Consider the following 22,273-nt stretch of genomic DNA (forward strand, 5'->3'; position numbering starts at 1 on the left):
GGGCCTACACCGACGTTGCTTCTCGGCGCTCCGCGGCGCCCGCCGAGTCCGAGAGCCTGCCCCCCATACGCGCCGTAACCGCACTACCCACCCCCATCTCGGGGCACTATTGCGTCGTGGCAACCGCGAGGCCGCCCCAAGGTGCCACCGGCGTCGGTGGGTCCAAGGGCGGCCGGGGTCGAGGTGGCGGAACGAGCCGGATCGGCGGCTCCTTCCGTGCGCTCGGCCGTGCCCTGCACTTCCCGCTCACCGGCCCCGCGCGCGGCATCCGCAAGGCCACGCACGCGCAGGGCGCCGGCGAGTCCGGCCTCGGCAAGCTGATCGAACTGCACGGGGTCAACGGCGCCGGGGACATGATGATCACCGTCGCCCTCGCCTCCACCGTCTTCTTCTCCGTGCCGACCGACGAGGCCCGCGGGCGCGTCGCGCTCTACCTCGGCATCACCATGGCGCCCTTCACCCTCCTCGCCCCGGTGATCGGCCCGCTCCTCGACCGCCTCCCGCACGGCCGCCGCGCGGCCATGGCGGGCGCGATGCTCGCCCGGGCGCTGCTCGCCCTGGTCCTGTCCAGCGCGGTCGTCAGCGGCGATCTGCAGCTCTACCCGGCCGCTCTCGGGGTGCTGGTCGCCTCCAAGGCCTACGGCGTCGTCAGAAGCGCCGTCGTGCCCCGCCTGCTGCCACCCCGCTTCTCCCTGGTGAAGGCGAACTCCCGGGTCACCCTCGGCGGTCTCCTCGCCACCGGCATCGCGGCGCCCATCGGCGCCGGGCTCCAGGCGATCGGACCGCGCTGGCCGCTCTACGGCGCCTTCGTGATCTTCATCGCCGGCATGTTCCTGTCCTTCTCCCTCCCGCACAAGGTCGACTCGGCCAAGGGCGAGGACCGCGCGCTGCTGGCGGCCGACGAGCAGCATCTGCACGGGCCGCACCGCAAGCCCGTCAAACGCCCCGGCCTGCGCACGGTCGGCATCGCCGTCACCCACGCCCTCGGCGCCAACGCCGCCCTGCGCTGTCTGTCCGGCTTCCTGATCTTCTTCCTGGCGTTCCTGCTGCGCGAGCACCCGATGTCCGGCCAGAGCGCCGCCGTGTCCCTGGGCATAGTCGCGGTCGCGGCCGGCACGGGCAACGCGCTCGGGACGGCCGTCGGAGCGTGGCTCAGATCCCGGGCGCCGGAGATCATCATCGTGACCGTCGTGGGCTTCGTACTGGCCGTGTCGATCACCGCGGCCGCCTTCTTCGGCGCCGTCATGGTGGCCTTCCTGGCGGCGGTCGCCGGGTTCGCGCAGGCGCTGGCCAAGCTGTCGCTGGACGCGCTGATCCAGCGGGACGTGCCGGAGACGGTCCGTACGTCGGCGTTCGCGCGCTCCGAGACGCTGCTCCAGGTGTCGTGGGTGCTCGGCGGCGCGATCGGCATCGTGCTGCCGCTGAAGGGCTCGCTGGGGCTGCTGATCGGCGCGGGGATCGTCGCCATCGGCTGGCTGACCACCGTCAAGGGCCTGATCAGCTCGGCCCGGCACGGCGGCCACACGCACCCACGGGTGGCCTGACGGCCCCGGGCGCCCGGGTGACCCACGGCACGCCGCCCCCCACGTAGTCGGACCGTCACACGCGCCCGATAGCCTTCGCCCATGACCACGCTGCAATCCGTTGTGCGACGCCGCCGCGCGCTCGCCGCCGCCGGCGCCGTTTCCGCCGGACTGCTCGTCCTGTCGGCCTGCGACAAGCCGACGCCGCTGGCCACGATCACCGTGGGCACCGCGTCCGTGCACTCGGAGGCCACCTGTGGTGGTGAGGGCGACGCCCTGAAGCCCGAGGACCTCGCGAAGTGCCTGAAGGACAAGGGCATCGAGTCGATCAAGGTCGACCCCGACGACACCGTGCGCTTCGGTGTCGACCCGGAGATCGCGGACGAGGGCTGGACAGTCCTCCTGAACGGCGCGCCGCTCACCGAGTCCAGCACGAAGACGTACCGCACCATCCCGGGCAGCGTGTTCTTCAACGCCCAGTACGGCGCCAGCGGCGACTCCACCCTGGTGTCCATCAAGGAGGGCAAGCAGCAGGACGTCGTCAAGGGCCTGTGGTCCTTCAAGCTCGAGAAGGACAGCTGACCACGTCCGCTGCAGTACGTGTCCTGGTGGCCACCGCGGTCCCCGCCGAGCGGGACGCGGTGGTCCGGGCGCTGGACGGGCTGCCCGGCGTCGACGTGATCGCCGCCGGGGTCGGACCCGCGCTCGCCGCCGCCTCCACGGCCACGGCCCTCACCACGGCCCGCCTCGAAGGCGCCCCCTACGGCCTGGTCGTCTCGGCCGGCATCGCGGGCGGCTTCGCCCCGCACGCCCCCGTCGGCTCCCTCGTCGTCGCCGACGAGATCACGGTCGCCGACCTCGGCGCCGAGACCCCCGACGGCTTCCTGCCGGTCACCGAGCTGGGCTTCGGCACCGTCACCCACCGTCCGCCGGAAGCACTCGTACGAGAGGCCGCGGCCTCCACCGGCGCACGGCCCGGCGCCGTCCTCACCGTCTCCACCGTGACCGGCACCGCCGTCCGCGCCGCGCAGCTGCGCGAGCGCCACCCCACCGCCCTCGCCGAGGCCATGGAGGGCTTCGGCGTCGCCGAGGCCGCGGCCGCGCACCGTACGCCGGTGCTGGAGCTGCGCGCGATCTCCAACCCGGTGGGCCCCCGCGACCGCGCCGCCTGGCGCATCGGTGACGCGCTGGCCGCCCTGACGGAGGGTTTCGGGAAGCTCGCGCCCGTACTGGAGAGTTGGAACCCACATGACCCCCATGACCAGTGAGCCGGCGACCGGTGAGCCGCTGAGGATCGCGTACTCCCCCTGCCCGAACGACACCTTCGTCTTCGACGCCCTCGCGCACGGCCGGGTCCCCGGCGCCCCCGCGCTCGACGTCACGTTCGCGGACATCGACCTCACCAACGGCATGGCCGAGCGCGGCGAGTTCGACGTGCTGAAGGTGTCGTACGCCGTGCTGCCGTACGTCCTCGACGAGTACGCGCTGCTGCCGTGCGGGGGTGCGCTCGGCCGGGGCTGCGGGCCGCTGGTGCTGACGCGGCAGGAGGGCGTGGACCTCACCGGCCGCACGGTCGCGGTGCCGAGCGAGAGGTCGACGGCGTATCTGCTGTTCCGCCTGTGGGCCGCCGACACGGTGCCCGGGGGGGTCGGCGAGATCGTCGTGATGCCGTTCCACGAGATCATGCCCGCCGTCCGGGACGGGAAGGTCGACGCGGGACTCGTCATCCACGAGGCGCGTTTCACGTACCGGAACTACGGGCTGCACAAGCTCGCCGACATGGGCGAGCACTGGGAGAACACCACCGGGCTGCCGATCCCGCTGGGCGCGATCATCGCCAAGCGGTCGCTGGGAGCGCGGACGCTGGCCGGGCTCGCGGACTCCATCCGCAGGTCCGTGCGCGCCGCCTGGGACGACCCCGAGGCCTCCCGCCCCTACGTCATGGAGCACGCCCAGGAGATGGACCCGGCCGTCGCCGACCAGCACATCGGGCTGTACGTCAACGAGTTCACGGCCGACCTGGGCGAGGACGGCTACGCGGCCGTACGCGGGCTGCTCACACGCGCGGCGGCCGAGGGGCTGGTGCCGCCCCTCGGCCCGGGTGCACTGGATTTCCTCTAGAAATACCGAGGATCCGCCAGGTTCTTCAGGGTCTATACGTCGAGCTGGTCGGCGACCGCGCGGAGCAGGCCGGCGATCTTCTTGCCGGCTGCCTTCTCGGGATAGCGGCCCCGCTCCAGCATCGGCGTGATGTTCTCCAGGAGGGTCGTCAGATCCTGGACGATGGAGGCCAGCTCGTCCGGCTTCTTGCGCTGGGCGGCCGCGACGGACGGGGTCGGGTCGAGAATGACGACCGACAGTGCCTGGTCACCGCGCTGACCGGCGACGACGCCGAACTCCACCCGCTGTCCCGGCTTGAGTGTGTCTACTCCGGCGGGGAGGACCGAGGAATGGACGAAGACGTCACCGCCGTCGTCGCGGGAGAGAAAGCCGAAGCCCTTCTCGCTGTTGAACCACTTGACCTTGCCGGTAGGCACGTCTGTCCTCGTCCTCGTACTCGTCGGAAAACTGCTTCGGAAAACGGCTCTTGATAGCACTTGGGCGGGTCGTCCTCGACCCGCCGGTTCCAAGGCTAATGCTCTTCGGGCGGGTGACAAGACGTCCCCCGGTTGTTCCCTCGCGCAGGGAACTACCCTGGTCCGGTGCGTGACAAAACCCAAACGAATTCCGGCGCTCCCGGTGACCGACTGATCCGTGCCGGTGCGGTCCTGTTCTTCATCGGTGCCGTGGCCACTTTGGTCACGGTGGCCCCGTTCCTGCTCGGTACGACGCCATTTCCGACGTACATGTTCGGATTGAGCATGTTGATGGGCGTCGGATTCCTCGTCGCCGGCGCGGGGGTGCTCCGATCGATCGCGGCCGGAAGGCGTCAGGCGCGCGGCGCTTCGAGGTAGCCGGGGAGCCAGTCCGGGAACCGCGTCAGGTCCGCGAGGACCACGTCCGCGCCGAGCGCGGCGAGTTCGTCGGCGCCGAACGGCCCGGTCGCCACGGTGACCGACAGGGCTTCGGCGGCGCGGGCGGCGCGGATGTCGCCCTGGTGGTCGCCGACGTAGACGCCGGCCGCGTACTCGCGCAGGGCCTCGGCCTTCTGCTCGGCCCAGAGGTTGCCGATGACGGCGTCCGGGGCGATGCCGAGGTGCTTCAGGTGCAGCTTGGCGTTCGGCTCGTACTTGGCGGTGACGACGATCGCGCGTCCGCCCGCCTGACGTACGGCGGTTATCGCCTCCCGGGCGCCGGGCAGGGCGGGGGTCGCGGCGATGGCGATCGTGGGGTACATCTCGCGGTACAGGTCGGCGATCCCGGCGAGTTGCTCCGCCGGGAACCAGTTGATCAGCTCCTCCTCCAGGGGTGGCCCGAGGCGGGTGATCGCCAGGTCGGCGTCGATGTATGTCCCGGTCCGCTCGGCCAGTGCCGTGTAGCAGGCGTGGATGCCGGGGCGGGAGTCGATGAGGGTCATGTCGAGGTCGAAGCCGACGGTGAGTGCCATATGGGTCATTGTGCCGCCCAGTAGCTCGGGGCTGTGCGTTGTGCGGCGGCTGCGGGTGCGTTGTGGCTGGTCGCTCCCCCAAGCTCTCGGCTTCGCTCGAGCAGGGGGGACCCCCATCGCGGCGGAGCCGCACATCGATACGGGCCCGCGCCCCTGGGTGGGCCACCTCGCCCCGGTCAGGGAGTTACCGCTGCCTTTGTGACCGCCACACGATGAACAACGCCGATGCCAGTGCCGCGCCGCGCAGTGCCCACGGCCAGGTCTCGGAGATTGCGGCGTTCGTCTGGCCCTCGGCGATGGGGGCTCCCCAGCGGCCGTTGGTCCGGCCCCAGAGCCAGGTGACTCCGGCCGTGAGGGAGAGGGCGGGGAGGATCACGACCGCCCACTTGGTTTCGGCGTCGGTCAGGCGGCGCGAGCCCCAGGCGATGAGCCAGCCGAGGAGGAGGGGCAGGAGGTTGCCGAGGATCGCGCCGGCGACCAGGAGGGCGGCGGCCAGCAGGAGGAAGGGGTTGCTCCAGCGGCCGGAGGGGAGGGTCAGACGGCGGCGTCGGGGGGCTTCCGGCTCCTCGTCCTCGGTGGCCTCGTCGTCCGGTTCCGGCTCGGGCTCCTTCTTGCGGAGCGGGGTCTCCTCCTTCGTCGGCGGGCGCCTGAGCATCTCCGGGATCTCGATGCCGCCGACGAAGCCGGGGACGTCCTCGCCGGGGCCGAAGGAGCTGCTGTCCACCCGCCACCAGTCGGGCCGGGTCGCGCTGTCGCCGAGGTCCGCGGTAGTGGCGAGGTGGGGCGGCGGGGGTGCGTCGTCGCGCGGAGCGGGCTCGGCCGGGCGCGGGCGCGGCACGATCCGGCGCAGGCCCTTGGGGCGCTTCTCGCCGGCCTCGGCGTCCCGGCCCGCCGGCTGTGCGGGCACGGAGGTGACCGGCGCCTGCGGGGCGGCCGGGGCGCTGCCTCCCCCAGCGGCCGCGACGACCTCGTCCGGGGTGCCGAGGCGGGCGATGATGCGGCGGACCGTGGCGGGGCTGTCGACCGGGGCCTTGGCGCGCCGCCGGTCGATCTCGCCGCGCAGCTCGTTCACCAGGCGCATACGGGTGGCCGACGGCAGCAGCCGTTGGTGGGCCACGTCGCCGACGCGGCTCAGATACTCGTAGACGACCTGGTCGCTCTCGATCCCCACGAAGTCCCCTCCGGGGTGGGTGCGTTGGATATCCCGTGGGAGGACGTTAGCGCAGGGCAGGGTGGGCGAGTCGGGTCAGATCGGGCGGCACTCCCCCGAGTTCTGCGCTTCGGAGCACAGGCCGTGGCCGTGCTCGTGCAGGATGTCGCGGCCGCTCTGCTGGGTGAGGAAGTTCAGGAAGGCCGCGGCGACGGAGTCGGCCGGGGCCTCGCCGTAGGTGTAGGCGTACTCGGTCTGCCAGTACGGGTAGTTGGTGTCCTCGACGCCCTCGGCGGTGGGTTGCCGGCCGTCGATCCTCAGCTTGACGAGCCGGTCGGCGGCCTGGTGGTCGTCGACTCCGGCGGCCTCGCTGTAGCCGATGGCGCCGGGAGTCCCGGCGGTCGTGTTCAGCATGGTGTCCGTGCTGGTGACCTGGCAGCGGCCGTACTGCTTCGCCTTGAGGGCCGCGCAGTCGGTCACGGTGAACTGGGGCGGTTCCCGGTCGGCCAGGACCTTGGCGACGAGGGTTCTGCGGGTGCCCGAGCCGGGGTCGCGGTTGATCAGGTGGACGGGGACGTCGTTGCCGCCGAGCTCGGTCCAGTTCTTCACCCGGCCGGCGAAGACGTCGCGGATCTGCGCCAGGCTCAGGTTCTCCACGCCCGCGTCCTTGTTGACGACGAGGGTGAACACGGAGAAGGCGACGGGCTTGGGGACCAGCCGGGGGTGGCCGTCGGAAGCGACGCCGTCGGTGAAGGTGATGTGGTCGCCCAGGCCGTCGCCGACCGAGGTCGCGGCGTCCCTGCCGGCCTGGTCCAGATCGGTGACACCGTCGGTGCTGCCCTTGAAGGGGTTGTCGTCGAGCGGAATGGACAGATCGTCCGCGCCCTCGCACCGCTTGAGGTAGTCCTCGGCGGCGGCGCGCACCGCCGGTCCGAACGCCGTGGAGCCGCTGAGGTGCAGGGTCCCGCCGACGCAGTCCATCGGGGGCCGGCGCTCGTCGCTGACGAGCAGCGTGAAGCCGGCCTGGACGGCGACGGCGGCGATCAGGGTCCAGATGACCCACCAGGCGGGCCGGGAGGCGAAGACATGGCTCTCGGTCCTGGTCGCCTTCAGCCGCAGGAGCCGCACCAGCGGGTCGTACCAGCGGCTCGGTCCCTCGGCGCCCTCGACGACCGGATCGGGGAAGGGGTCCTTGGTGGTGTCCTCGGGCCAGCGCTCCAGCACGACGAGCACCTTGTACTCGGCTCCGCGCAGCAGCGTCACCTTCGGCAGCCGGATGATGCCCGTGCGCTCTTCCGGGATGTTGTCGCGGCTGAAGCCGTCCTTGGCGACGGTGCGGGTGCGTTCGGTGCCGTCGTCCGCCAGATAGCGCTCGCTCCTGAAGAAGAAGTCGCGCAGCACGCCCTGGCTCGGATCGGTGAGCACCACCGCCGCGACCTGGCGGGCCCGGAAGGTGACCTTGATGCCGTAGGGATCGGTGGGATCGGCCAGATAGTCCTCGGACACGATCTTGGCCGATCCGGCGTTCTCGATGCGCAGCAGGACGAACGAGGGGTCCTTGAGCTGGTGGCCGTCGTGCTGCATGTCATTCAGTACGCCTGCGTACGGCTTGCCGGCCGCGTCCGCGGCCAGGGTGTCCATCTGCACCCGGTGGCCGAGCCGCTTGCGGCCGATGACGGCGAACTCCCAGAGGAACGCCGCGACGGGAAACGCGAGACTCAGGATCGCGATCCACTGCTCGACCTGATCACTCACCGCTGGGACCCCCAATTCCCTTGAGCTGTGAAGTAGTTGACCGAGAGCCCAGAGTGACCAGTGGGTACAAGGTGTTGCCAGGGACACCGGAATCCTCCGGACGATGTTCATCCCGGGGCCATCTGCGACACGTTCCGTTTGCCCGTGCGGACCGGATCGGGCGGGCCGGGGGCCTGGGCTCGTCGGCCCAACGGCCGCAGGCAACCCGCTAACGTGAGCAGGATGAGCGACCCGGCCACACCCCGTTCCCTCGCGGAGGACCTTCGCGTGCGGGACGACGCCGCGCTGACCGTGCTCCTGCGCAGCCGGCCCGATCTCATCACCCCCGTCCCGACCGACCTCACGCAGCTGGCGACCCGCGCCGGTACGCGGGCCTCCGTCGTGCGCGCCCTGGAGCGTCTGGACCGCTTCGCGCTGCAGACGGCGGAGGCGCTGGCCGTGGCGGCGGATCCGGCGACGTACGGCGAGCTGCTCGCCCTGATGGCCGGCGACGAGGGCGACCCGGCGGTGACCGGCGCGCTGCCGCACGCTCTGGGCACCCTGCGCGAGCAGGCCCTGGTATGGGGCGCCGACGACCGGCTGCGCCTCGTGCGCACGGCGCGCGAGCTCCTCGCTCCCTCGCAGCAGCACCCGTCGCCGACGGGGCTGGGGCCGACGGTGCAGGAGGCGACGGCCGGGATGTCTCCGGGCCGTATCCAGGAGATCGTCACGGCGGCCGGGCTGCCCTCGACCCACGACGCGGTGTCCGCCGTGTCGGCGCTCACCGCGCTGTTCACCGACCGCGCGCGGATGACGGCCCTGCTCGCCGACGCGCCGGAGGAGTCCCTGGAGGTCCTGGCGCGCCTGGTGTGGGGGCCGCCGTACGGCCAGGTCACCGCCGACCCCGCGGCCCGCCTGCGCTGGCTCCTGGACCGCGGCCTGCTGCTGCCGACGGCGCCCGGCACGGTCGTACTGCCCCGCGAGGTGGCCCTGCATCTGCGGGCCGGCCGCGCGCACCGCGCCACCGAGCCGCTGGCGCCGCCCGTCGAACCGGCCGCGACGCACCGTCCACAGATTGTGGACACGACGGCGGCCGGGCAGGCGTACACGGCGCTGGCGACCGTCGAGGAGCTGCTGAAGGACTGGGACGAGGGCGGTCCGTCGGTGCTGCGTGCGGGCGGTCTGAGCGTGCGCGACCTCAAGCGCACCGCCGTCGCCCTCGACGTGCCCGAGCCGGTGGCCGTCTTCTGGGTCGAACTCGCCTACGCCGCGGGCCTGCTTGCCACCGACGGCGAGGCCGAAGAGCGGTTCGCGGCGACGCCCGCCCACGACGAGTGGCTGGAGCAGCCCGTCGCCGAGCGCTGGGCCCGGCTGGCCCAGGCGTGGCTGACGGCGACGCGGACGGCGGGCGTGGTCGGCGGACGGGACACGAAGGACCGAACCCTGTCGGCGCTGGGCCCCGGCCTGGACCGCTCCGCCGCGCCCGAGGTACGGCACCGGGTACTGACCCTGCTCGCCGGGCTGCCGGAGGGCGCGTCTCCGTCGGCCGAGTCGGTCCTGGCACGGCTGCGCTGGGAGCGCCCGCTGCGGGGGCCCCAGCGCGACGACGACCTGCGCAGCCGCCTCGCCCGGTGGACGCTGAACGAGGCGGAGATGCTGGGGGTGACGGGGCGGGGCGCGCTGTCGGCGCACGGGCGGGCCCTGCTGGGCGCCCCGCGGCCGAGGCCCGTCCCCGAGGAGCCGGTCGGCCCCGGCGACAAGCTCCCCGTGCATCACCGTCACACCCCGCACCCCGAGCCCCTCTCCGCCGCCGAGCAGGCCGTCGCCTCCGCGGCCGCCGCCCGGCTCCTCGCCCCGCTGCTGCCCGAGCCGCTCGACCATGTGCTGCTCCAGGCCGACCTCACGGCCGTGGCGCCGGGGCCGCTGCAGCGGCCGCTCGCCGACACGCTGGACGTGCTCGCGGACGTCGAGTCGAAGGGCGGGGCGACGGTGTACCGGTTCACGCCCGGCTCGGTGCGCCGCGCCCTTGACGCCGGGCGCAGCGCCTCCGACCTGCACGCCTTCCTCGCCGAGCACTCGCGTACGCCGGTGCCGCAGCCGCTGGCGTATCTGATCGACGACGTGGCCCGCAGGCACGGCCATCTGCGGGTGGGCGCGGCGTCGGCGTACGTCCGCTGTGACGACGACGCGGTGCTGAACGAGATCCTCGCCGACAAGCGGGCCGCCGGTCTGCGGCTGCGCCGCCTGGCGCCGACCGTGCTGGCCGCGCAGGCGGACCCGGCCGCGCTGCTGGAGGGCCTGCGCGCGATGGGCTTCGCGCCGGCCGCCGAGTCGGCGCAGGGCGACGTCCTGATCACCCGCGCCGACGCCCACCGCACCCCGCCGCGCACGGCCCCCGAACCGGTCCCGGACGGCCCGCCGACGCCGGACGCCACGCTGCTGGCCGCCGCGATCCGCGCCATCCGGGCGGGCGACCTCGCCTCCACGACCCCGCGCAAGCCGAGCGCGGACACGGCCCCCGTGACCGGCGGCGACCTGCCCCGCACGACCTCCGCCGAGACCCTCGCCACCATGCAGGCCGCCGTCCTGACCGGCGGGGCGCTGTGGATCGGGTACGTCAACGCCGAGGGCGCCGCGAGTCAGCGGGTGATCGCGCCGGTGCGGGTCGAGGGCGGGTTCGTGACGGCGTACGACCACACCGCCGACGAGGTGCGGACGTATCCGCTGCACCGGATCACCGGCGTGGCCGAGCTCGCGGACGACCAGCTCTGAGACCGGACCCGGCGGCTCACTCGTCCGGGCGTACGCGGCGGTCCATGCACGCCACGCCGGGCTTTTCCAACTCTTGAGGGACCTTCCGGATCTTTCCGCATTCCGCCGCGGGGCCCCGGGCAGCCACCCCATGTCCTGATCACGCTCACCCGCTCAAGTGAGCGCAACAGAGAGGTAGTTGTCCCATGCGTACTGCTCGTCGCCTTGCCACCGTCCTGGCCGCCGCGGCCCTGATGCTCGGTGGTGCCCTCACCACCCAGGCCGCAGCGATCGGCGTCGACATCGCCGGGCTGGTCATCGAGACGCCGCAGGTCTGACGCGACCGCAGCGCAACCGATCGGGCCGGTCCGTCGACCAGGGCCGGCCCGCCCTCCCGGCCCCCGCTCCCGTCCGTGAAAGGCCCTGAGTCCCGATGCCTGCCAAGACTTCCGCCCGCACCCGAATCGCCGTCCGCGCCGCCGCACTCGCCTCCGCCGCCGTCCTGGGCACCGCCCTGGCGCCGGCCGCCTCGGCGGCCCCCTCCGCCCTGCCGCTGCCGCTCCCGGCGGCCGGGTCCGCAGGCGAGCCCATCGTCAACATCGACGGGCACCTGTTCGCCCAGCCGCTGGTCAACAACCTCAATCTGCCCACGCTGAAGTAGCCCGCCGCATCCGGTAGCTCTCGCCCTCGATCCGCACGAGCTCGGCGTGGTGGGCCAGCCGGTCCGCCATCGCCAGGGCCGAGGGGCCGCCGAAGATCTCGTCCCAGCGGCCGAGCGGACGGTCGCTGGTCACGATCAGCGAGGCCCGCTCGTAGCGGTGCGCGACCAGTTGGTAGAAGAGCGCGGCGGCCTCCGGTTCGAAGGGCGTGTAGCCGACCTCGTCGATGATCAGCAGGGCGTGTGCGTCGAGCGCGGCCAGCTCCTGCGCGAGCCGCCCGGCGTCCCGGGCTCCCGCCAGCCGGGCGGCCCACTGGGCGGCGCTCGCGAACAGCACCGAGTGCCCGGCCTGACAGGCCCGCACCCCCAGCCCGACGGCGAGATGCGTCTTGCCGGTGCCGGGCGGCCCGACGAAGACCACGTTCCGTCCGGCGGTGACGAAGTCCAGCTTGCCGAGCCGGGCCACGGTCTCCCGGTCGAAGGAGCTGGGGTGCTCGGAGTCGAAGTCCTCCAGCAGCTTGCGGGCGGGGAAACCGGCGGCACGCAGCCGCTCCTCGGCGCTGGGCTCGTCCTCGCGCGAGGCGGCCTGCGCCGGGACGAAGACCTTCGCGGCGGGCTCGGCGGGGGCGCGCTCGGGGTGCGCCTTCTGATGGGCCAGCTCGGCCTGCGCGGCCATCGGGCCCGACATGTACGCCAGGATCGCCGCCGAGGCGATGAACGCCATGTGGATCACCGTGCCCCACAGCAGCGAGTGGTGCGAGGTGCGGTGGACGTCCACGAACATCTGCAGCAGATGCACGGACGAGATGCCCACGATGGCGGTGGCGAGCTTGACCTTCAGCACGTTGGAGTTCACGTGCGAGAGCCATTCGGGCTGGTCACGGTGGCCCTGGAGACCGATGCGGGAGACGAAGGTCTCGTAGCCGCCGACGATCACCATGATCAGCAGGTTCGCGATCATGACGACGTCGACGAGTTTGAGCACGGCGAGCATGACGTAGGTCTCGGTGGCCTGCCCGGTCACACAGCGGAGAATTAAAGCCCAGAGCTCGTTGAAGAACTTGTAGACGTACACCCCCTGGGCGGCCACGAGGCCGAAGTAGAGCGGCGCCTGCAACCAGCGGGTGGCGAACAACGCGTACCCGAGGGTGGTGGTCGGCGGGGACGGATCACGATCGATGGCCTGCACGCTGGGCATTCTTCGCAGCCGCCGCCGTACAGGTGAAACCACGCCACTCACAGGAATGAAAAGACATCCTGTAGGACTCCGGAATCGATCAGGAATCGATCAGGCACACTGGACGTTTGGCCGGGTGGTCAAGCGGAAGGACGTACGCACGTGAACGGACCACTGATCGTCCAGTCGGACAAGACCCTGCTCCTGGAAGTGGACCATGAGCGGGCCGATGAGTGCCGTCGGGCGATCGCGGCGTTCGCCGAGCTGGAGCGGGCGCCCGAGCACATCCACACCTACCGGGTGACGCCGCTCGGGCTGTGGAACGCGCGCGCGGCCGGGCACGACGCCGAGCAGGTCGTGGACGCCCTGGTGACGTACAGCCGCTACCCCGTGCCGCACGCCCTGCTGGTCGACATCGCCGACACGATGGACCGGTACGGCCGCCTCACGCTCTCCAAGGACCCCGCGCACGGGCTCGTCCTCACCACCACCGACCGGCCGGTGCTGGAGGAGGTGCTGCGCTCGAAGCGGATCGCACCGCTGGTCGGCAACCGCATCGACCCGGACACCGTCGCCGTGCACCCCTCCGAACGCGGGCAGATCAAGCAGACGCTGCTGAAGCTGGGCTGGCCGGCCGAGGACCTCGCCGGGTACGTCGACGGCGAGGCGCACCCGATCGAGCTGAACGAGGACACCTGGGCGCTTCGGCCGTACCAGAAGCAGGCCGTGGAGAACTTCTGGCACGGCGGCAGCGGAGTCGTCGTGCTGCCCTGCGGTGCCGGCAAGACGCTGGTCGGCGCCGGGTCCATGGCCCAGGCGAAGTCGACCACCCTCATCCTCGTCACGAACACCGTCTCGGCCCGCCAGTGGAAGCACGAGCTGGTGAAGCGGACGTCGCTCACCGAGGACGAGATCGGCGAGTACAGCGGGACGCGCAAGGAGATCCGCCCCGTCACCATCGCCACGTACCAGGTGCTGACGACGAAGCGGAAGGGTGTCTACCAGCACCTGGAGCTCTTCGACTCCCGCGACTGGGGCCTGATCGTCTACGACGAGGTGCACCTGCTGCCGGCGCCGGTCTTCAAGTTCACCGCCGACCTGCAGGCCCGCCGCCGCCTGGGCCTGACCGCGACGCTCGTCCGGGAGGACGGGCGCGAGTCGGACGTGTTCTCGCTGATCGGTCCGAAGCGGTTCGACGCGCCGTGGAAGGAGATCGAGGCGCAGGGGTACATCGCGCCCGCCGACTGCGTCGAGGTCCGCGTCAATCTCACCGACGCCGAGCGGCTCGCGTACGCCACCGCCGAGCAGGAGGAGAAGTACCGCTTCTGCGCGACGACCGACACGAAGCGGAAGGTCACGGAGGCCATCGTCCGCAAGTTCGCCGGGCAGCAGATCCTGGTCATCGGCCAGTACATCGACCAGCTCGACGAACTGGGCGAGCATCTGAACGCCCCCGTGATCAAGGGCGAGACCTCCAACGCCCAGCGCGAGAAGCTCTTCGACGCCTTCCGGGAGGGCGAGATCAGCGTCCTCGTCGTGTCCAAGGTCGCGAACTTCTCCATCGACCTGCCGGAGGCCACGGTCGCCGTCCAGGTCTCGGGCACCTTCGGCTCACGCCAGGAGGAGGCACAGCGGCTCGGGCGGGTGCTGCGGCCCAAGGCCGACGGCCACAAGGCCCACTTCTACTCGGTCGTCGCCCGCGACACGATCGACCAGGACTTCGCCGCCCACCGCCAGCGCTTCCTGGCGGAACAGGGCTACGCGTACCGGATCGTGGACGCCGACGAGATCCTCGCCGAGGGGTAGCCGCAAGCGGTCACTTGCGGCGAACGCCCGCTTCCTCTCCGTACTCACCGAGGACGATCACATCGAAGGCCGCACCAGCGAACACCCTGACCGCGCGCAGGGCTTCGCCGAGTCGATGACGGTGGCTCCCCTGGAGTGCGGTCGCTCCACGGGGGCCCACTGGAGCTGAGTGAATGGTTGCTGCGCTCATGTCTCCATGATGGATTCGCGGACATAAAGACCGCATCGGCCTGGAGTGCCGGGCCGGGCACCGCCTCCGTACATCTCCGGACGGACCCCGTCCCCCTAGGGAGGAGGGCGCGTCCCCTAGTGTGATGCGCCAGAAATCCTGAGGGTTAGTTATGCTCTGTTTTCTGGCTGCCGGTTCCGACCTTGGTGAGGTAGTCGGCGAGGGAGTGGAGGATTTCGTCGGCGGTCTTGGTCCAGGTGAAGGGCCGTGGGTTCTCGTTCCAGGTGTCGATCCACGCGGTGATGTCGTCCTCCAGGGCCTTGACCGATGTGTGGACGCCCCGTCGGATGAGCTTGTCGGTCAACAGGCCGAACCACCGCTCGACTTGGTTCATCCAGGAGGAGCCGGTCGGGGTGAAGTGGACGTGGAAGCGGGGGTGCTTGCCCAGCCACGTCTTGATCTCGGCGGTGTTGTGGGTGGCGTAGTTGTCACAGACCAGATGGACGTCGAGTTCGGCCGGCACCGCTTTGTCGATCGTGACCAGGAACTTCTTGAACTCGATGGCCCGGTGGCGGCGGTGCAGTGCCGATATGACCGTGCCGTCGGCGATGTTGAAGGCCGCGAACAGGCTGGTGATGCCGTGCCGGTAGTAGTCGTGGGTACGCCGCTCGGGCATGCCGGGCATTATGGGCAGCACCAGCTGTGACCGGTCCAGAGCCTGAATCTGGGACTTCTCGTCCACGCACAACACCACCGCCTTCTCAGGCGGGTGGTGATACAGGCCGACGACATCGACGACCTTGGCGACGAACTGCGGATCGGTGGAGAGCTTGAAGGAATCCTGAAGGTGTGGCTTGAGGTCAAACCGCTTCCAGATCCGCCCGATCGTCGATTTCGACAGGCCGGTCCGCTCGGCCATCGAGGCCCGCGACCAGTGCGTGTCCTTGCCCGGACTGGACTCCAATGTCGCCACGATGACGTCCTCGACCTGTTCGAGCAGGATCGAGGGCGGCCTTCCCACCCGGGGTTCGTCGGACAAGCCGTCGAGGCGTTTCGCGACGAACCTGGCCCGCCAGCGTTCCACCGTCGACTCGTCAACACCGAGGTCGATCGCGGCCTGCCTGTTGGTCCCGCCCTCCGCGCAGCGCAGCACGATCTTTGCGCGCAACGCCAGATACTGGGCGGTCTTCGCCCGCCTCGCCCACCGGGTGAGCTGATCCCGCTCAGCCCTACTCAGGACCAGGTCAGCCTTCGGCCGACCGATACGAGCGGCATCCTCAAGCCCGGCCAGCCGCTCAGCGGCGAACTTCCCGCGCCACTTCCTCACCGTCGCCACCGTCACGCCGACCTCTGCCGCCACACGAGCATTCGGCGCACCGTCCGCGCACGCCAGCACAATGCGCGCCCGCTCCACAAAACGCGGCGCCACCACCCCACTTACCCAACGGGACAACTCCGCCCGCTCCTGAGCGGACAGAGTGACTTCAACAGCTGGAGGACCCGGCGACATGAAATCAGGCTAGCGACTTAACCTCAGGATTTCTGGCGCATCACACTAGGGGGACGGTCAGTACGTGTAGCGGCTTACGGTCTCCGGGTGGATGACGAGACGAACCCAGTCCGCGGCCAGGATCCCGGCGAGGTCGTCGGCGCGAACCGGGTCGTCGAGGTTCCAGTAGCGAGCGGCCAGTCGGGAGGCCAGGTCGTGTGCTCCGTCGGGCTCCACCGTGGCACGGCCGGCGATCGACACCCAGTGCTCGCGCTCACCCACCGGGGCGGCGACGACGATGGAGGCGCGGGGGTCGCGGCGTAGGCGCCGCACCTTGAGCGTGTCCGGACCCGTGAACAGCTGGATCGTGTCCTCGGCGGTGACCTCGAACCACACCGGCCGAGGCTGTGGCGGGAGTGGCCCCCCGGCCACGGACAGGAACCCGTGCAGGGGGCGTCGGAGAAGCTCCAGGTCCTGGGCGGCCAGCGAACTGGCGTCGGTGCTCATGACGGTCCTTCCGATAGCTGGGGGGAAACCGGTCGGGGCTGTGGGACGTTCAGCGCCGCCAGGCTCCCGCCGCCGCGGCCCGCACGACGTACTCCTCGAAGGTCCGAGGCGCCCGCCCCAGCACAGAGGCGAGGTCATCCGTCGTCGCCGCGATCAGGCCACGTTCCATCATCACGAACATCTCGGCGACGTGGTGCGCGTCGTCCTCGCCGAAGCCCTGATCAACCAGCGTCCCTGCGTACTCGTCGGGGGAGATCTGCCGGTAGGTGAGAGGCCGCCCGGACGACCGGGAGATGAGCTCGACGGCCTCACCGAAGGTGAGCGCACGCGGTCCGGTCAGTTCGTAGACCCGTCCGGCGTGCCGACCGGGTTCGGTCAGCACCGCGGCCGCGGCGTCGGCGACGTCCTCGATGTCGATGAACGGCTCGGGGACCGTGCCGGCCGGGAGCGCCAGTTCCCCGGCGACCAGCGGGGCGTGGAAGAGGTCCTCGTCGAAGTTCTGAGCGAAGTTCGACGGTCGCAGGACGGTCCACTCCAGTGCCGAGCGGCGTACGGCATCCTCGGCCGAACGCATGTCCAGTCCGAAGGTGGAGTCGCCCCAGGTGTCGGCGCCGCGCCCGGAGAGCAGGACCAGCCGCTGCACCCCGGCGGACTCGGCCCGGGCCACGAACTCGTGAACCGGGCCCGGCACGCTCGGGGCCACCACGTAAGCGACGGCGATGCCCCGCAGGGCCGCGTCCCAGCCGCCGGGGTCGGACCAGTCGAACCGGGTCGGGCTCGATCGGGAGGCGGCGCGGACCGGTGCGCCGCGCAGCCTGAGCCGGGCGGCGATCCGCCGACCGGTCTTGCCTGATGCGCCGAGGACGAGAGTGATGCCGTTGTTGGTCATGACGCCCATGGAACACGGTGGATCTGGACGATCCCATGGGTGAAGAGCCGGATCACCTGTGTATTCGTCTACCCTCGCTGAGGTGGACGTGTTCAGTGACCTGATCCGCGGGGTGCGGGCCCACGGCTCGTTGTTCGGCAGCTCGACCCACTCCCCGCCCTGGGCCCTGCACTTCGTGGACGGGGCACCGCTGACCCTGTGCACGGTCCTCACCGGGGCGGGTTGGATCGTGCCGGAGCACGGCCCGCCCGAGCCCCTTCGCGCCCGCGAGACGATCGTCATGCGCGGTCCTGCGACGTTCACCTTCGTCGACGAGGTCGGCACCCGGGCCGAACCGATCGCGTGCGGCGAGCACTGCGCGACGCCCGAGCAGGGCGGGACCCGACACCGGCTCGGCTGGCACGACCCCGGCGGGGACGCCGGTGACGGCCGCGCCGCAACGACCCTGATCGTCGGCGCCTATCCGGTGCGCGGCGAGATCAACCGCCGGCTGCTGGACGCGCTGCCCGTCGTGCTGCGCGCGGACACCGGGGGCACGAGTGACGCCGTACTGGACCACCTCGCCGCCGAGGCCGCCGTCGACACGCCGGGCCAGCAGGTCGTACTCGACCGGCTGCTGGACTGGATGCTGGTCTGCACGCTGCGCGAGTGGTTCGACCGGCCCGGCGGCGAGCCCCCGGCCTGGTGGGCCGCCCAGCGGGACCCGGTGGTCGGCGACGCGCTGCGCCTGCTGCACGCCGAACCGGCGGCACCATGGACGGTCGCCGCGCTGGCCGAGCACACCGGAGTGGCGCGTTCGACGCTGGCCAAGCGGTTCGCCGACCAGGTCGGCGAACCGCCGCTGACCTACCTCACCCGCTGGCGCATGACGCTCGCGGCCGACCTACTGGTCGAGCAGGAGACCGCAACCGTCGCGGACATTGCCCGCACCGTCGGGTACTCCGACCCGTTCGGGTTCAGCGCGGCGTTCAAACGGGTCCGAGGCGTCAACCCGAGCGAGTTCCGGCGCACCGCCACCGCTGCCTCCAAATGAATATTCGTTGGCGCCCGGCGGCGGCGCTCACCTAAAATCTCCGCTCTTGCCCGCCTCCGTTCACGGAGTGCTGCCGCCCGGACGGAAACCGGTCGGCTCTCTCACCCACCCACAGGTAGGTCCTCCGGAGGCACCCCCTTGTCCACGCCCGTCGACGACTCCTTGGACCCGCTCTCCCGAGAGCGCTCCCACCTCGCCGGCTCCCGCGCCGCTCTGCGCGCCATGCGGGAGGACGTCGAGTCCCTCGACATCAGCGACGTCACCGCGAACTGGGTCAACGCCGAAGTCCTCGCCCGCCAGATCGACGAGCGCATCAAGGCACTGGCCGACCTCAGCGACACCCCGCTGTTCTTCGGCCGGCTCGACTATCTGCACGCTCCCGGCGCCCAAGCGGCGGAGGGCGCGCAGGGCGAGCGCTTCTACATCGGGCGCCGGCATGTGCACGACGCCGAGGGCGACCCGATGGTCATCGACTGGCGGGCTCCGGTGTCCCAGCCGTTCTACCGGGCGTCCAAGAACGCCCCGATGGACGTCGCGCTGCGCCGCCGCTTCGGCTACACCGGCGGCGACCTCACGGCGTACGAGGACGAGCACCTCTCCGATCCCGCCGAGGCGGCCCGGACCAGCAAGCTGCTCCAGCAGGAGATCGAGCGTCCGCGCGTGGGCCCGATGCGCGACATCGTGGCGACGATCCAGCCCGAGCAGGACGAGATCGTACGGTCGGGGCTCGGCGGCACGGTGTGCGTGCAGGGCGGGCCGGGCACGGGGAAGACGGCCGTCGGGCTGCACCGGGTGGCCTATCTCCTCTACGCCCACCGCGAGCGGCTCGCCCGCACCGGGACCCTCGTCATCGGGCCGAACAAGTCCTTCCTGCACTACATCGAGCAAGTGCTCCCGGCGCTCGGCGAGTTGACGGTCCGCCAGGCGACGGTGGACGACCTGGTGGCGCACGTGGAGGTGCGCGGCACGGACGACGCGGCGGCGGCGGTCATCAAGGGCGACGCGAGGATGGCGGAGGTGCTTCGGCGCGCGGTCTACTCGCACGTGACGATGCCGACGGAGCAGGTGGTCGTCGTGCGCGGATCACGGCGGTGGCGCGTCCCGGCGTACGAACTCGAAGAGATCGTCCGTGAGTTGCTGGCCCGTGACATCCGTTACGGCGCCGCCCGCGAGGCGCTTCCGCAGCGCATCGCGCATGCCGTGCTGGTGCAGATGGAGCGGTCGGGGGAGGCGCCGGACGACCGGGTGCAGGACGCGGTGGCCCGCAACAGCGCGGTGAAGGCGGCCGTCAAGGAGGTCTGGCCGCCGGTCGACCCGGCGAAGCTGGTGCTGCGTCTGCTCGCCGACGCCGGCTTCCTGGCCGAACACGCGGCCGGGGTGCTCGACGAGGACGAGCGCAAGACGATCCTGTGGGCGAAGCCGGCGCGGTCGGTGAAGGCGGCGAAGTGGTCGGCGGCGGACGCGGTGCTGATCGACGAGGTGTGCGACCTCGTCTCCCGGACGCCCTCCCTCGGCCATGTCGTCATCGACGAGGCGCAGGATCTGTCGCCGATGCAGTACCGGGCGGTGGGGCGGCGCTGTACGACGGGTTCGGCGACGGTTCTCGGTGACCTGGCGCAGGGGACGACGCCGTGGGCGACGCGGAGTTGGGACGAGGCGCTGGCCCATCTCGGCAAGTCGGAGGGCGTCATCGAGGAGCTGACGGCCGGGTTCCGTGTCCCGACGGACGTCATCGCCTACGCCTCGCGTCTCCTCCCGCACATCGCGCCCGGGCTGACTCCGGTGGCGTCGATCCGTGAGAATCCCGGGTTCTTCGAGGTCCGTACGGTGTCGGGGGCGGGCGGAGTCGTCGATGCGTGCGGGGAGTTGCTGCGGTGGGAGGGGTCGATCGGGCTGATCGCCGCGGATGCGCGGGTTCCGGTGCTTGCGGAGGCGCTCTCGGCGGCGGGCCTCACGTATCTGGACCCCGGCGAGGAGACGACCCGGCAGACCCGCCTGACCCTGGTGCCGGCGTCGCTCGCGAAGGGTCTGGAGTACGACTACGTGGTCCTGGACGAGCCCCAGGCGGTGGTGGACGGCGAGCCGGACGAACGGACGGGGTTGCGGCGGTTGTATGTCGCCCTGACGAGGGCGGTGTCGGGGTTGATCGTGGTGCATGGGGGGTCGCTGCCGGGGCAGTTGGGGTGACGGGCCCTCCGGGGAGGGCGGGAGGGTGGTGACGGTTTGTATCGGGCCGCGGGTGGTCGGTGGCTGGTCGCGCAGTTCCCCGCGCCCCTGAGGGGGTGCAGGTGCCGGCGCCCACCAGTGCCGATGTCACTGGTGGGCCCCCGGTCGGGCTACGCGTCCAGCGCGGAACGCCACTCCGTCACCGCTGCCGCGGACACCGGTCCGTCCCAGCCCTGCGGCCGGGCCGCACCGCCGATGTGGAACGCGTCGATCCCGGCCGCCCGCAGCCCCGGGACGTGATCGAGGCGCAGGCCGCCGCCCACCAGGATCCGCTGCTCGTACCCGGGCTCCCCACCCCGCGCCGCCTCGGCGAGCAGGACGGGGAGGCCGTCGTCGACGCCGGCCGCCGAACCGGCCGTGAGGTACGTGTCCAGGCCCGGCATCCCGTCCAGCTGCTTGCGCAGCGCGTCACGGTCCGCGGCCCGGTCGATGGCACGGTGGAAGGTCCACCGGCACCCGTCCAGCGCACCCACCACCCGCTCGACCGTCTCGATGTCCACCCCGCCCTCGGCATCGAGGAACCCGAGCACGAACTCCTCCGCCCCGGCGTCCCGCATCGAGCGAGCCGTCCGCACCACCCGCTCGACGTCCCCCACCGCGAACCCGTCCGCCAGCCGCAGCATCACGCGCAGGTCGATGTCGACGGCGGCCCGGATCCCGACGAAGGTCTCGACCGGCGGGGTCAGCCCGTCGGCCGCTATGTCGGTGACCAGTTCGAGCCGGTCCGCACCTCCGGCCTGGGCGGCGACCGCGTCCTCGACGCCGAGGGCGATCACCTCCAGGACTGCACGCTTGCTCATGGGACCCCATTCCTCGGCATTCGACGGCGACTGGACGCCTACAGGTCTAGTCCAATCCAAGCCTACGCCTGCCCGCCGAAGATGTTCAGCTCCCCCACAGCCGTACGAGGGTGGCGGCGTCCCCGATGTCGCACGTCACAATGACGCCATGGCCGATCCCCATGCCCTCGAAGCCCTCCGCGCCCGCTTCGCCCGAGCCCTGAACGCGGCCCGCTCCCCGGCGACCTCCCCCGACCCGGCGCCGTACGCCGACAACCTCCTCACCCGCTGGCAGGAACCGCAGCGCCACTACCACACGCTCACCCACCTCACCGCGGTCCTGGACCGCGTCGACGAGCTGGCCGGCCACGCCGACGACCCGGACGTCGTACGCCTCGCCGCCTGGTTCCACGACGCCGTCTACCTCCCCGACCGCTCGGAGAACGAGGAGCGTTCCGCACGGCTCGCCGAGCGCGCGCTCCCCGAGGCCGGTGTTCCCGCGGAGCGCACCGCCGAGGTCGCCCGGCTGGTCCGCCTCACCGTCACCCACGACCCGGCGCCGGACGACCGCGACGGCCAGGTCCTGTGCGACGCCGACCTCGCGATCCTCGCCGCCCCGCCCTCCGTGTACGCCGCCTACACGGCCGCCGTCCGCAAGGAGTACCACTTCGTCCCCAGCGGCGCCTTCCGCGAGGGACGCGCCGCGATCCTGCGCCAACTCCTGGATCTGCCGGGCCTGTTCCGCACTCCGCACGGCAGGAAGGAGTGGGAGGCCACCGCCCGTTACAACCTCGCCGCCGAGCTGGAAATGCTGTCGCTCTGACCGACCCGGGCC

Annotated in this window: 22 protein-coding genes; 12 read left to right on the forward strand and 10 right to left on the reverse strand. The window is 71.5% G+C overall.

The annotated features are described in order from the left end of the window. The first annotated feature begins 116 nt into the window (after positions 1–116). From OG254_RS22200 to OG254_RS22215, 4 genes are all read left to right on the forward strand, one after another. Positions 117–1,544 (forward strand): MFS transporter, encoded by a 1,428-nt coding sequence (locus OG254_RS22200; protein WP_351199293.1) that lies wholly within the window; start codon positions 117–119, stop codon positions 1,542–1,544. A gap of 81 nt (positions 1,545–1,625) precedes the next feature. Next, a complete protein-coding gene (locus OG254_RS22205) occupies positions 1,626–2,105 on the forward strand; it encodes a DUF2771 domain-containing protein (RefSeq protein ID WP_351199295.1) in 480 nt (159 codons plus the stop codon). Continuing rightward, on the forward strand, positions 2,075–2,791 hold the full coding sequence (locus OG254_RS22210) for a futalosine hydrolase (protein ID WP_405584448.1): 717 nt from the start codon (positions 2,075–2,077) through the stop codon (positions 2,789–2,791). The genes OG254_RS22205 and OG254_RS22210 overlap by 31 nt, the downstream gene beginning before the upstream one ends. Further along, positions 2,781–3,644: a 1,4-dihydroxy-6-naphthoate synthase gene (locus OG254_RS22215; RefSeq protein WP_405584451.1), complete on the forward strand. Its 864-nt coding sequence runs from the start codon at positions 2,781–2,783 to the stop codon at positions 3,642–3,644. Before OG254_RS22210 ends, OG254_RS22215 begins: the two co-directional genes overlap by 11 nt. Positions 3,645–3,676: 32 nt before the next feature. Here the strand turns inward: OG254_RS22215 and OG254_RS22220 are convergent, their stop codons facing one another. Further along, positions 3,677–4,060: a cold-shock protein gene (locus OG254_RS22220; protein WP_351199301.1), complete on the reverse strand. Its 384-nt coding sequence runs from the start codon at positions 4,058–4,060 to the stop codon at positions 3,677–3,679. Between the two features lie 165 nt (positions 4,061–4,225). On the opposite strand from OG254_RS22220, the gene OG254_RS22225 reads away from it, so the two are divergent. Then, on the forward strand, positions 4,226–4,477 hold the full coding sequence (locus tag OG254_RS22225; protein WP_147999974.1) for a hypothetical protein: 252 nt from the start codon (positions 4,226–4,228) through the stop codon (positions 4,475–4,477). Here the strand turns inward: OG254_RS22225 and OG254_RS22230 are convergent. From OG254_RS22230 to OG254_RS22240, 3 genes are all read right to left on the reverse strand, one after another. Next, a complete protein-coding gene (locus tag OG254_RS22230; RefSeq protein ID WP_405584453.1) occupies positions 4,453–5,079 on the reverse strand; it encodes an HAD family hydrolase in 627 nt (208 codons plus the stop codon). The two genes, OG254_RS22225 and OG254_RS22230, sit on opposite strands and share 25 nt — an antisense overlap. A gap of 175 nt (positions 5,080–5,254) precedes the next feature. Beyond that, positions 5,255–6,241 carry a hypothetical protein gene (locus tag OG254_RS22235; protein WP_405584456.1) on the reverse strand — a complete coding sequence of 329 codons (987 nt, stop codon included), beginning with the start codon at positions 6,239–6,241 and terminating at the stop codon, positions 5,255–5,257. Positions 6,242–6,316: 75 nt separating this feature from the next. Beyond that, positions 6,317–7,975, reverse strand: coding sequence for a substrate-binding domain-containing protein (locus OG254_RS22240; protein ID WP_405584459.1), 1,659 nt, complete (start codon positions 7,973–7,975; stop codon positions 6,317–6,319). A gap of 222 nt (positions 7,976–8,197) precedes the next feature. On the opposite strand from OG254_RS22240, the gene OG254_RS22245 reads away from it, so the two are divergent. From OG254_RS22245 to OG254_RS22255, 3 genes are all read left to right on the forward strand, one after another. Beyond that, the gene (locus tag OG254_RS22245; protein ID WP_405584462.1) at positions 8,198–10,726 is read left to right on the forward strand and encodes a helicase-associated domain-containing protein; all 2,529 of its coding nucleotides are present in this window, start codon (positions 8,198–8,200) and stop codon (positions 10,724–10,726) included. Between the two features lie 185 nt (positions 10,727–10,911). After that, positions 10,912–11,043: a hypothetical protein gene (locus tag OG254_RS22250; protein WP_405584465.1), complete on the forward strand. Its 132-nt coding sequence runs from the start codon at positions 10,912–10,914 to the stop codon at positions 11,041–11,043. Between the two features lie 95 nt (positions 11,044–11,138). Next, the gene (locus OG254_RS22255) at positions 11,139–11,366 is read left to right on the forward strand and encodes a hypothetical protein (protein WP_405584468.1); all 228 of its coding nucleotides are present in this window, start codon (positions 11,139–11,141) and stop codon (positions 11,364–11,366) included. Here OG254_RS22255 and istB read toward each other — a convergent pair. Further along, entirely contained in the window at positions 11,344–12,561 is a 1,218-nt protein-coding gene (istB, locus tag OG254_RS22260) for an IS21-like element helper ATPase IstB (protein ID WP_351199317.1), read from the reverse strand. The genes OG254_RS22255 and istB overlap by 23 nt on opposite strands. A 141-nt stretch (positions 12,562–12,702) precedes the next feature. Here istB and OG254_RS22265 point away from each other — a divergent pair, with 141 nt between their 5' ends. Next, complete coding sequence (locus tag OG254_RS22265) at positions 12,703–14,346, forward strand: DNA repair helicase XPB (protein WP_405584472.1); 1,644 nt, start codon at positions 12,703–12,705, stop codon at positions 14,344–14,346. 10 nt (positions 14,347–14,356) lie between these two features. Here OG254_RS22265 and OG254_RS22270 read toward each other — a convergent pair whose 3' ends face one another. The 4 genes from OG254_RS22270 to OG254_RS22285 form a co-directional block, all read right to left on the reverse strand. After that, positions 14,357–14,536: a hypothetical protein gene (locus OG254_RS22270; protein WP_147999981.1), complete on the reverse strand. Its 180-nt coding sequence runs from the start codon at positions 14,534–14,536 to the stop codon at positions 14,357–14,359. A 145-nt stretch (positions 14,537–14,681) separates the two neighbouring features. Then, on the reverse strand, positions 14,682–16,025 hold the full coding sequence (locus OG254_RS22275) for an IS630 family transposase (protein WP_405580318.1): 1,344 nt from the start codon (positions 16,023–16,025) through the stop codon (positions 14,682–14,684). A gap of 57 nt (positions 16,026–16,082) precedes the next feature. After that, a complete protein-coding gene (locus OG254_RS22280; protein WP_405584475.1) occupies positions 16,083–16,511 on the reverse strand; it encodes a pyridoxamine 5'-phosphate oxidase family protein in 429 nt (142 codons plus the stop codon). Positions 16,512–16,560: 49 nt separating this feature from the next. Further along, positions 16,561–17,400: an NAD(P)H-binding protein gene (locus OG254_RS22285; protein ID WP_405584477.1), complete on the reverse strand. Its 840-nt coding sequence runs from the start codon at positions 17,398–17,400 to the stop codon at positions 16,561–16,563. Positions 17,401–17,482: 82 nt separating this feature from the next. Between OG254_RS22285 and OG254_RS22290 the strand changes: the two genes are divergently transcribed. Further along, positions 17,483–18,433, forward strand: coding sequence for an AraC family transcriptional regulator (locus OG254_RS22290; protein ID WP_405584479.1), 951 nt, complete (start codon positions 17,483–17,485; stop codon positions 18,431–18,433). A 138-nt stretch (positions 18,434–18,571) separates the two neighbouring features. Continuing rightward, positions 18,572–20,620, forward strand: coding sequence for a HelD family protein (locus OG254_RS22295; protein WP_405584482.1), 2,049 nt, complete (start codon positions 18,572–18,574; stop codon positions 20,618–20,620). Positions 20,621–20,769: 149 nt separating this feature from the next. Here OG254_RS22295 and OG254_RS22300 read toward each other — a convergent pair whose 3' ends face one another. After that, entirely contained in the window at positions 20,770–21,459 is a 690-nt protein-coding gene (locus tag OG254_RS22300) for a copper homeostasis protein CutC (RefSeq protein ID WP_405584484.1), read from the reverse strand. 148 nt (positions 21,460–21,607) lie between these two features. Between OG254_RS22300 and OG254_RS22305 the strand changes: the two genes are divergently transcribed. Beyond that, positions 21,608–22,261: a hypothetical protein gene (locus OG254_RS22305; RefSeq protein ID WP_405584487.1), complete on the forward strand. Its 654-nt coding sequence runs from the start codon at positions 21,608–21,610 to the stop codon at positions 22,259–22,261. Positions 22,262–22,273: the final 12 nt, after the last annotated feature.

Origin of the sequence: Streptomyces sp. NBC_01092, from assembly GCF_045039535.1 — a bacterium.
Lineage (GTDB): Bacteria > Actinomycetota > Actinomycetes > Streptomycetales > Streptomycetaceae > Streptomyces.

What these genes read in the sequence shown, in the direction of transcription:
- OG254_RS22205 (WP_351199295.1), top strand. Translation starts at nt 1,626, where the DNA reads ATGACCACGCTGCAATCCGTTGTGCGACGCCGCCGCGCGCTCGCCGCC.
- OG254_RS22215 (WP_405584451.1), top strand. Translation starts at nt 2,781, where the DNA reads ATGACCAGTGAGCCGGCGACCGGTGAGCCGCTGAGGATCGCGTACTCC.
- OG254_RS22230 (WP_405584453.1), bottom strand. Translation starts at nt 5,079, where the DNA reads ATGACCCATATGGCACTCACCGTCGGCTTCGACCTCGACATGACCCTC.
- OG254_RS22245 (WP_405584462.1), top strand. Translation starts at nt 8,198, where the DNA reads ATGAGCGACCCGGCCACACCCCGTTCCCTCGCGGAGGACCTTCGCGTG.
- OG254_RS22250 (WP_405584465.1), top strand. Translation starts at nt 10,912, where the DNA reads ATGCGTACTGCTCGTCGCCTTGCCACCGTCCTGGCCGCCGCGGCCCTG.
- OG254_RS22255 (WP_405584468.1), top strand. Translation starts at nt 11,139, where the DNA reads ATGCCTGCCAAGACTTCCGCCCGCACCCGAATCGCCGTCCGCGCCGCC.
- istB (WP_351199317.1), bottom strand. Translation starts at nt 12,561, where the DNA reads ATGCCCAGCGTGCAGGCCATCGATCGTGATCCGTCCCCGCCGACCACC.
- OG254_RS22270 (WP_147999981.1), bottom strand. Translation starts at nt 14,536, where the DNA reads ATGAGCGCAGCAACCATTCACTCAGCTCCAGTGGGCCCCCGTGGAGCG.
- OG254_RS22275 (WP_405580318.1), bottom strand. Translation starts at nt 16,025, where the DNA reads ATGTCGCCGGGTCCTCCAGCTGTTGAAGTCACTCTGTCCGCTCAGGAG.
- OG254_RS22280 (WP_405584475.1), bottom strand. Translation starts at nt 16,511, where the DNA reads ATGAGCACCGACGCCAGTTCGCTGGCCGCCCAGGACCTGGAGCTTCTC.
- OG254_RS22285 (WP_405584477.1), bottom strand. Translation starts at nt 17,400, where the DNA reads ATGACCAACAACGGCATCACTCTCGTCCTCGGCGCATCAGGCAAGACC.
- OG254_RS22300 (WP_405584484.1), bottom strand. Translation starts at nt 21,459, where the DNA reads ATGAGCAAGCGTGCAGTCCTGGAGGTGATCGCCCTCGGCGTCGAGGAC.
- OG254_RS22305 (WP_405584487.1), top strand. Translation starts at nt 21,608, where the DNA reads ATGGCCGATCCCCATGCCCTCGAAGCCCTCCGCGCCCGCTTCGCCCGA.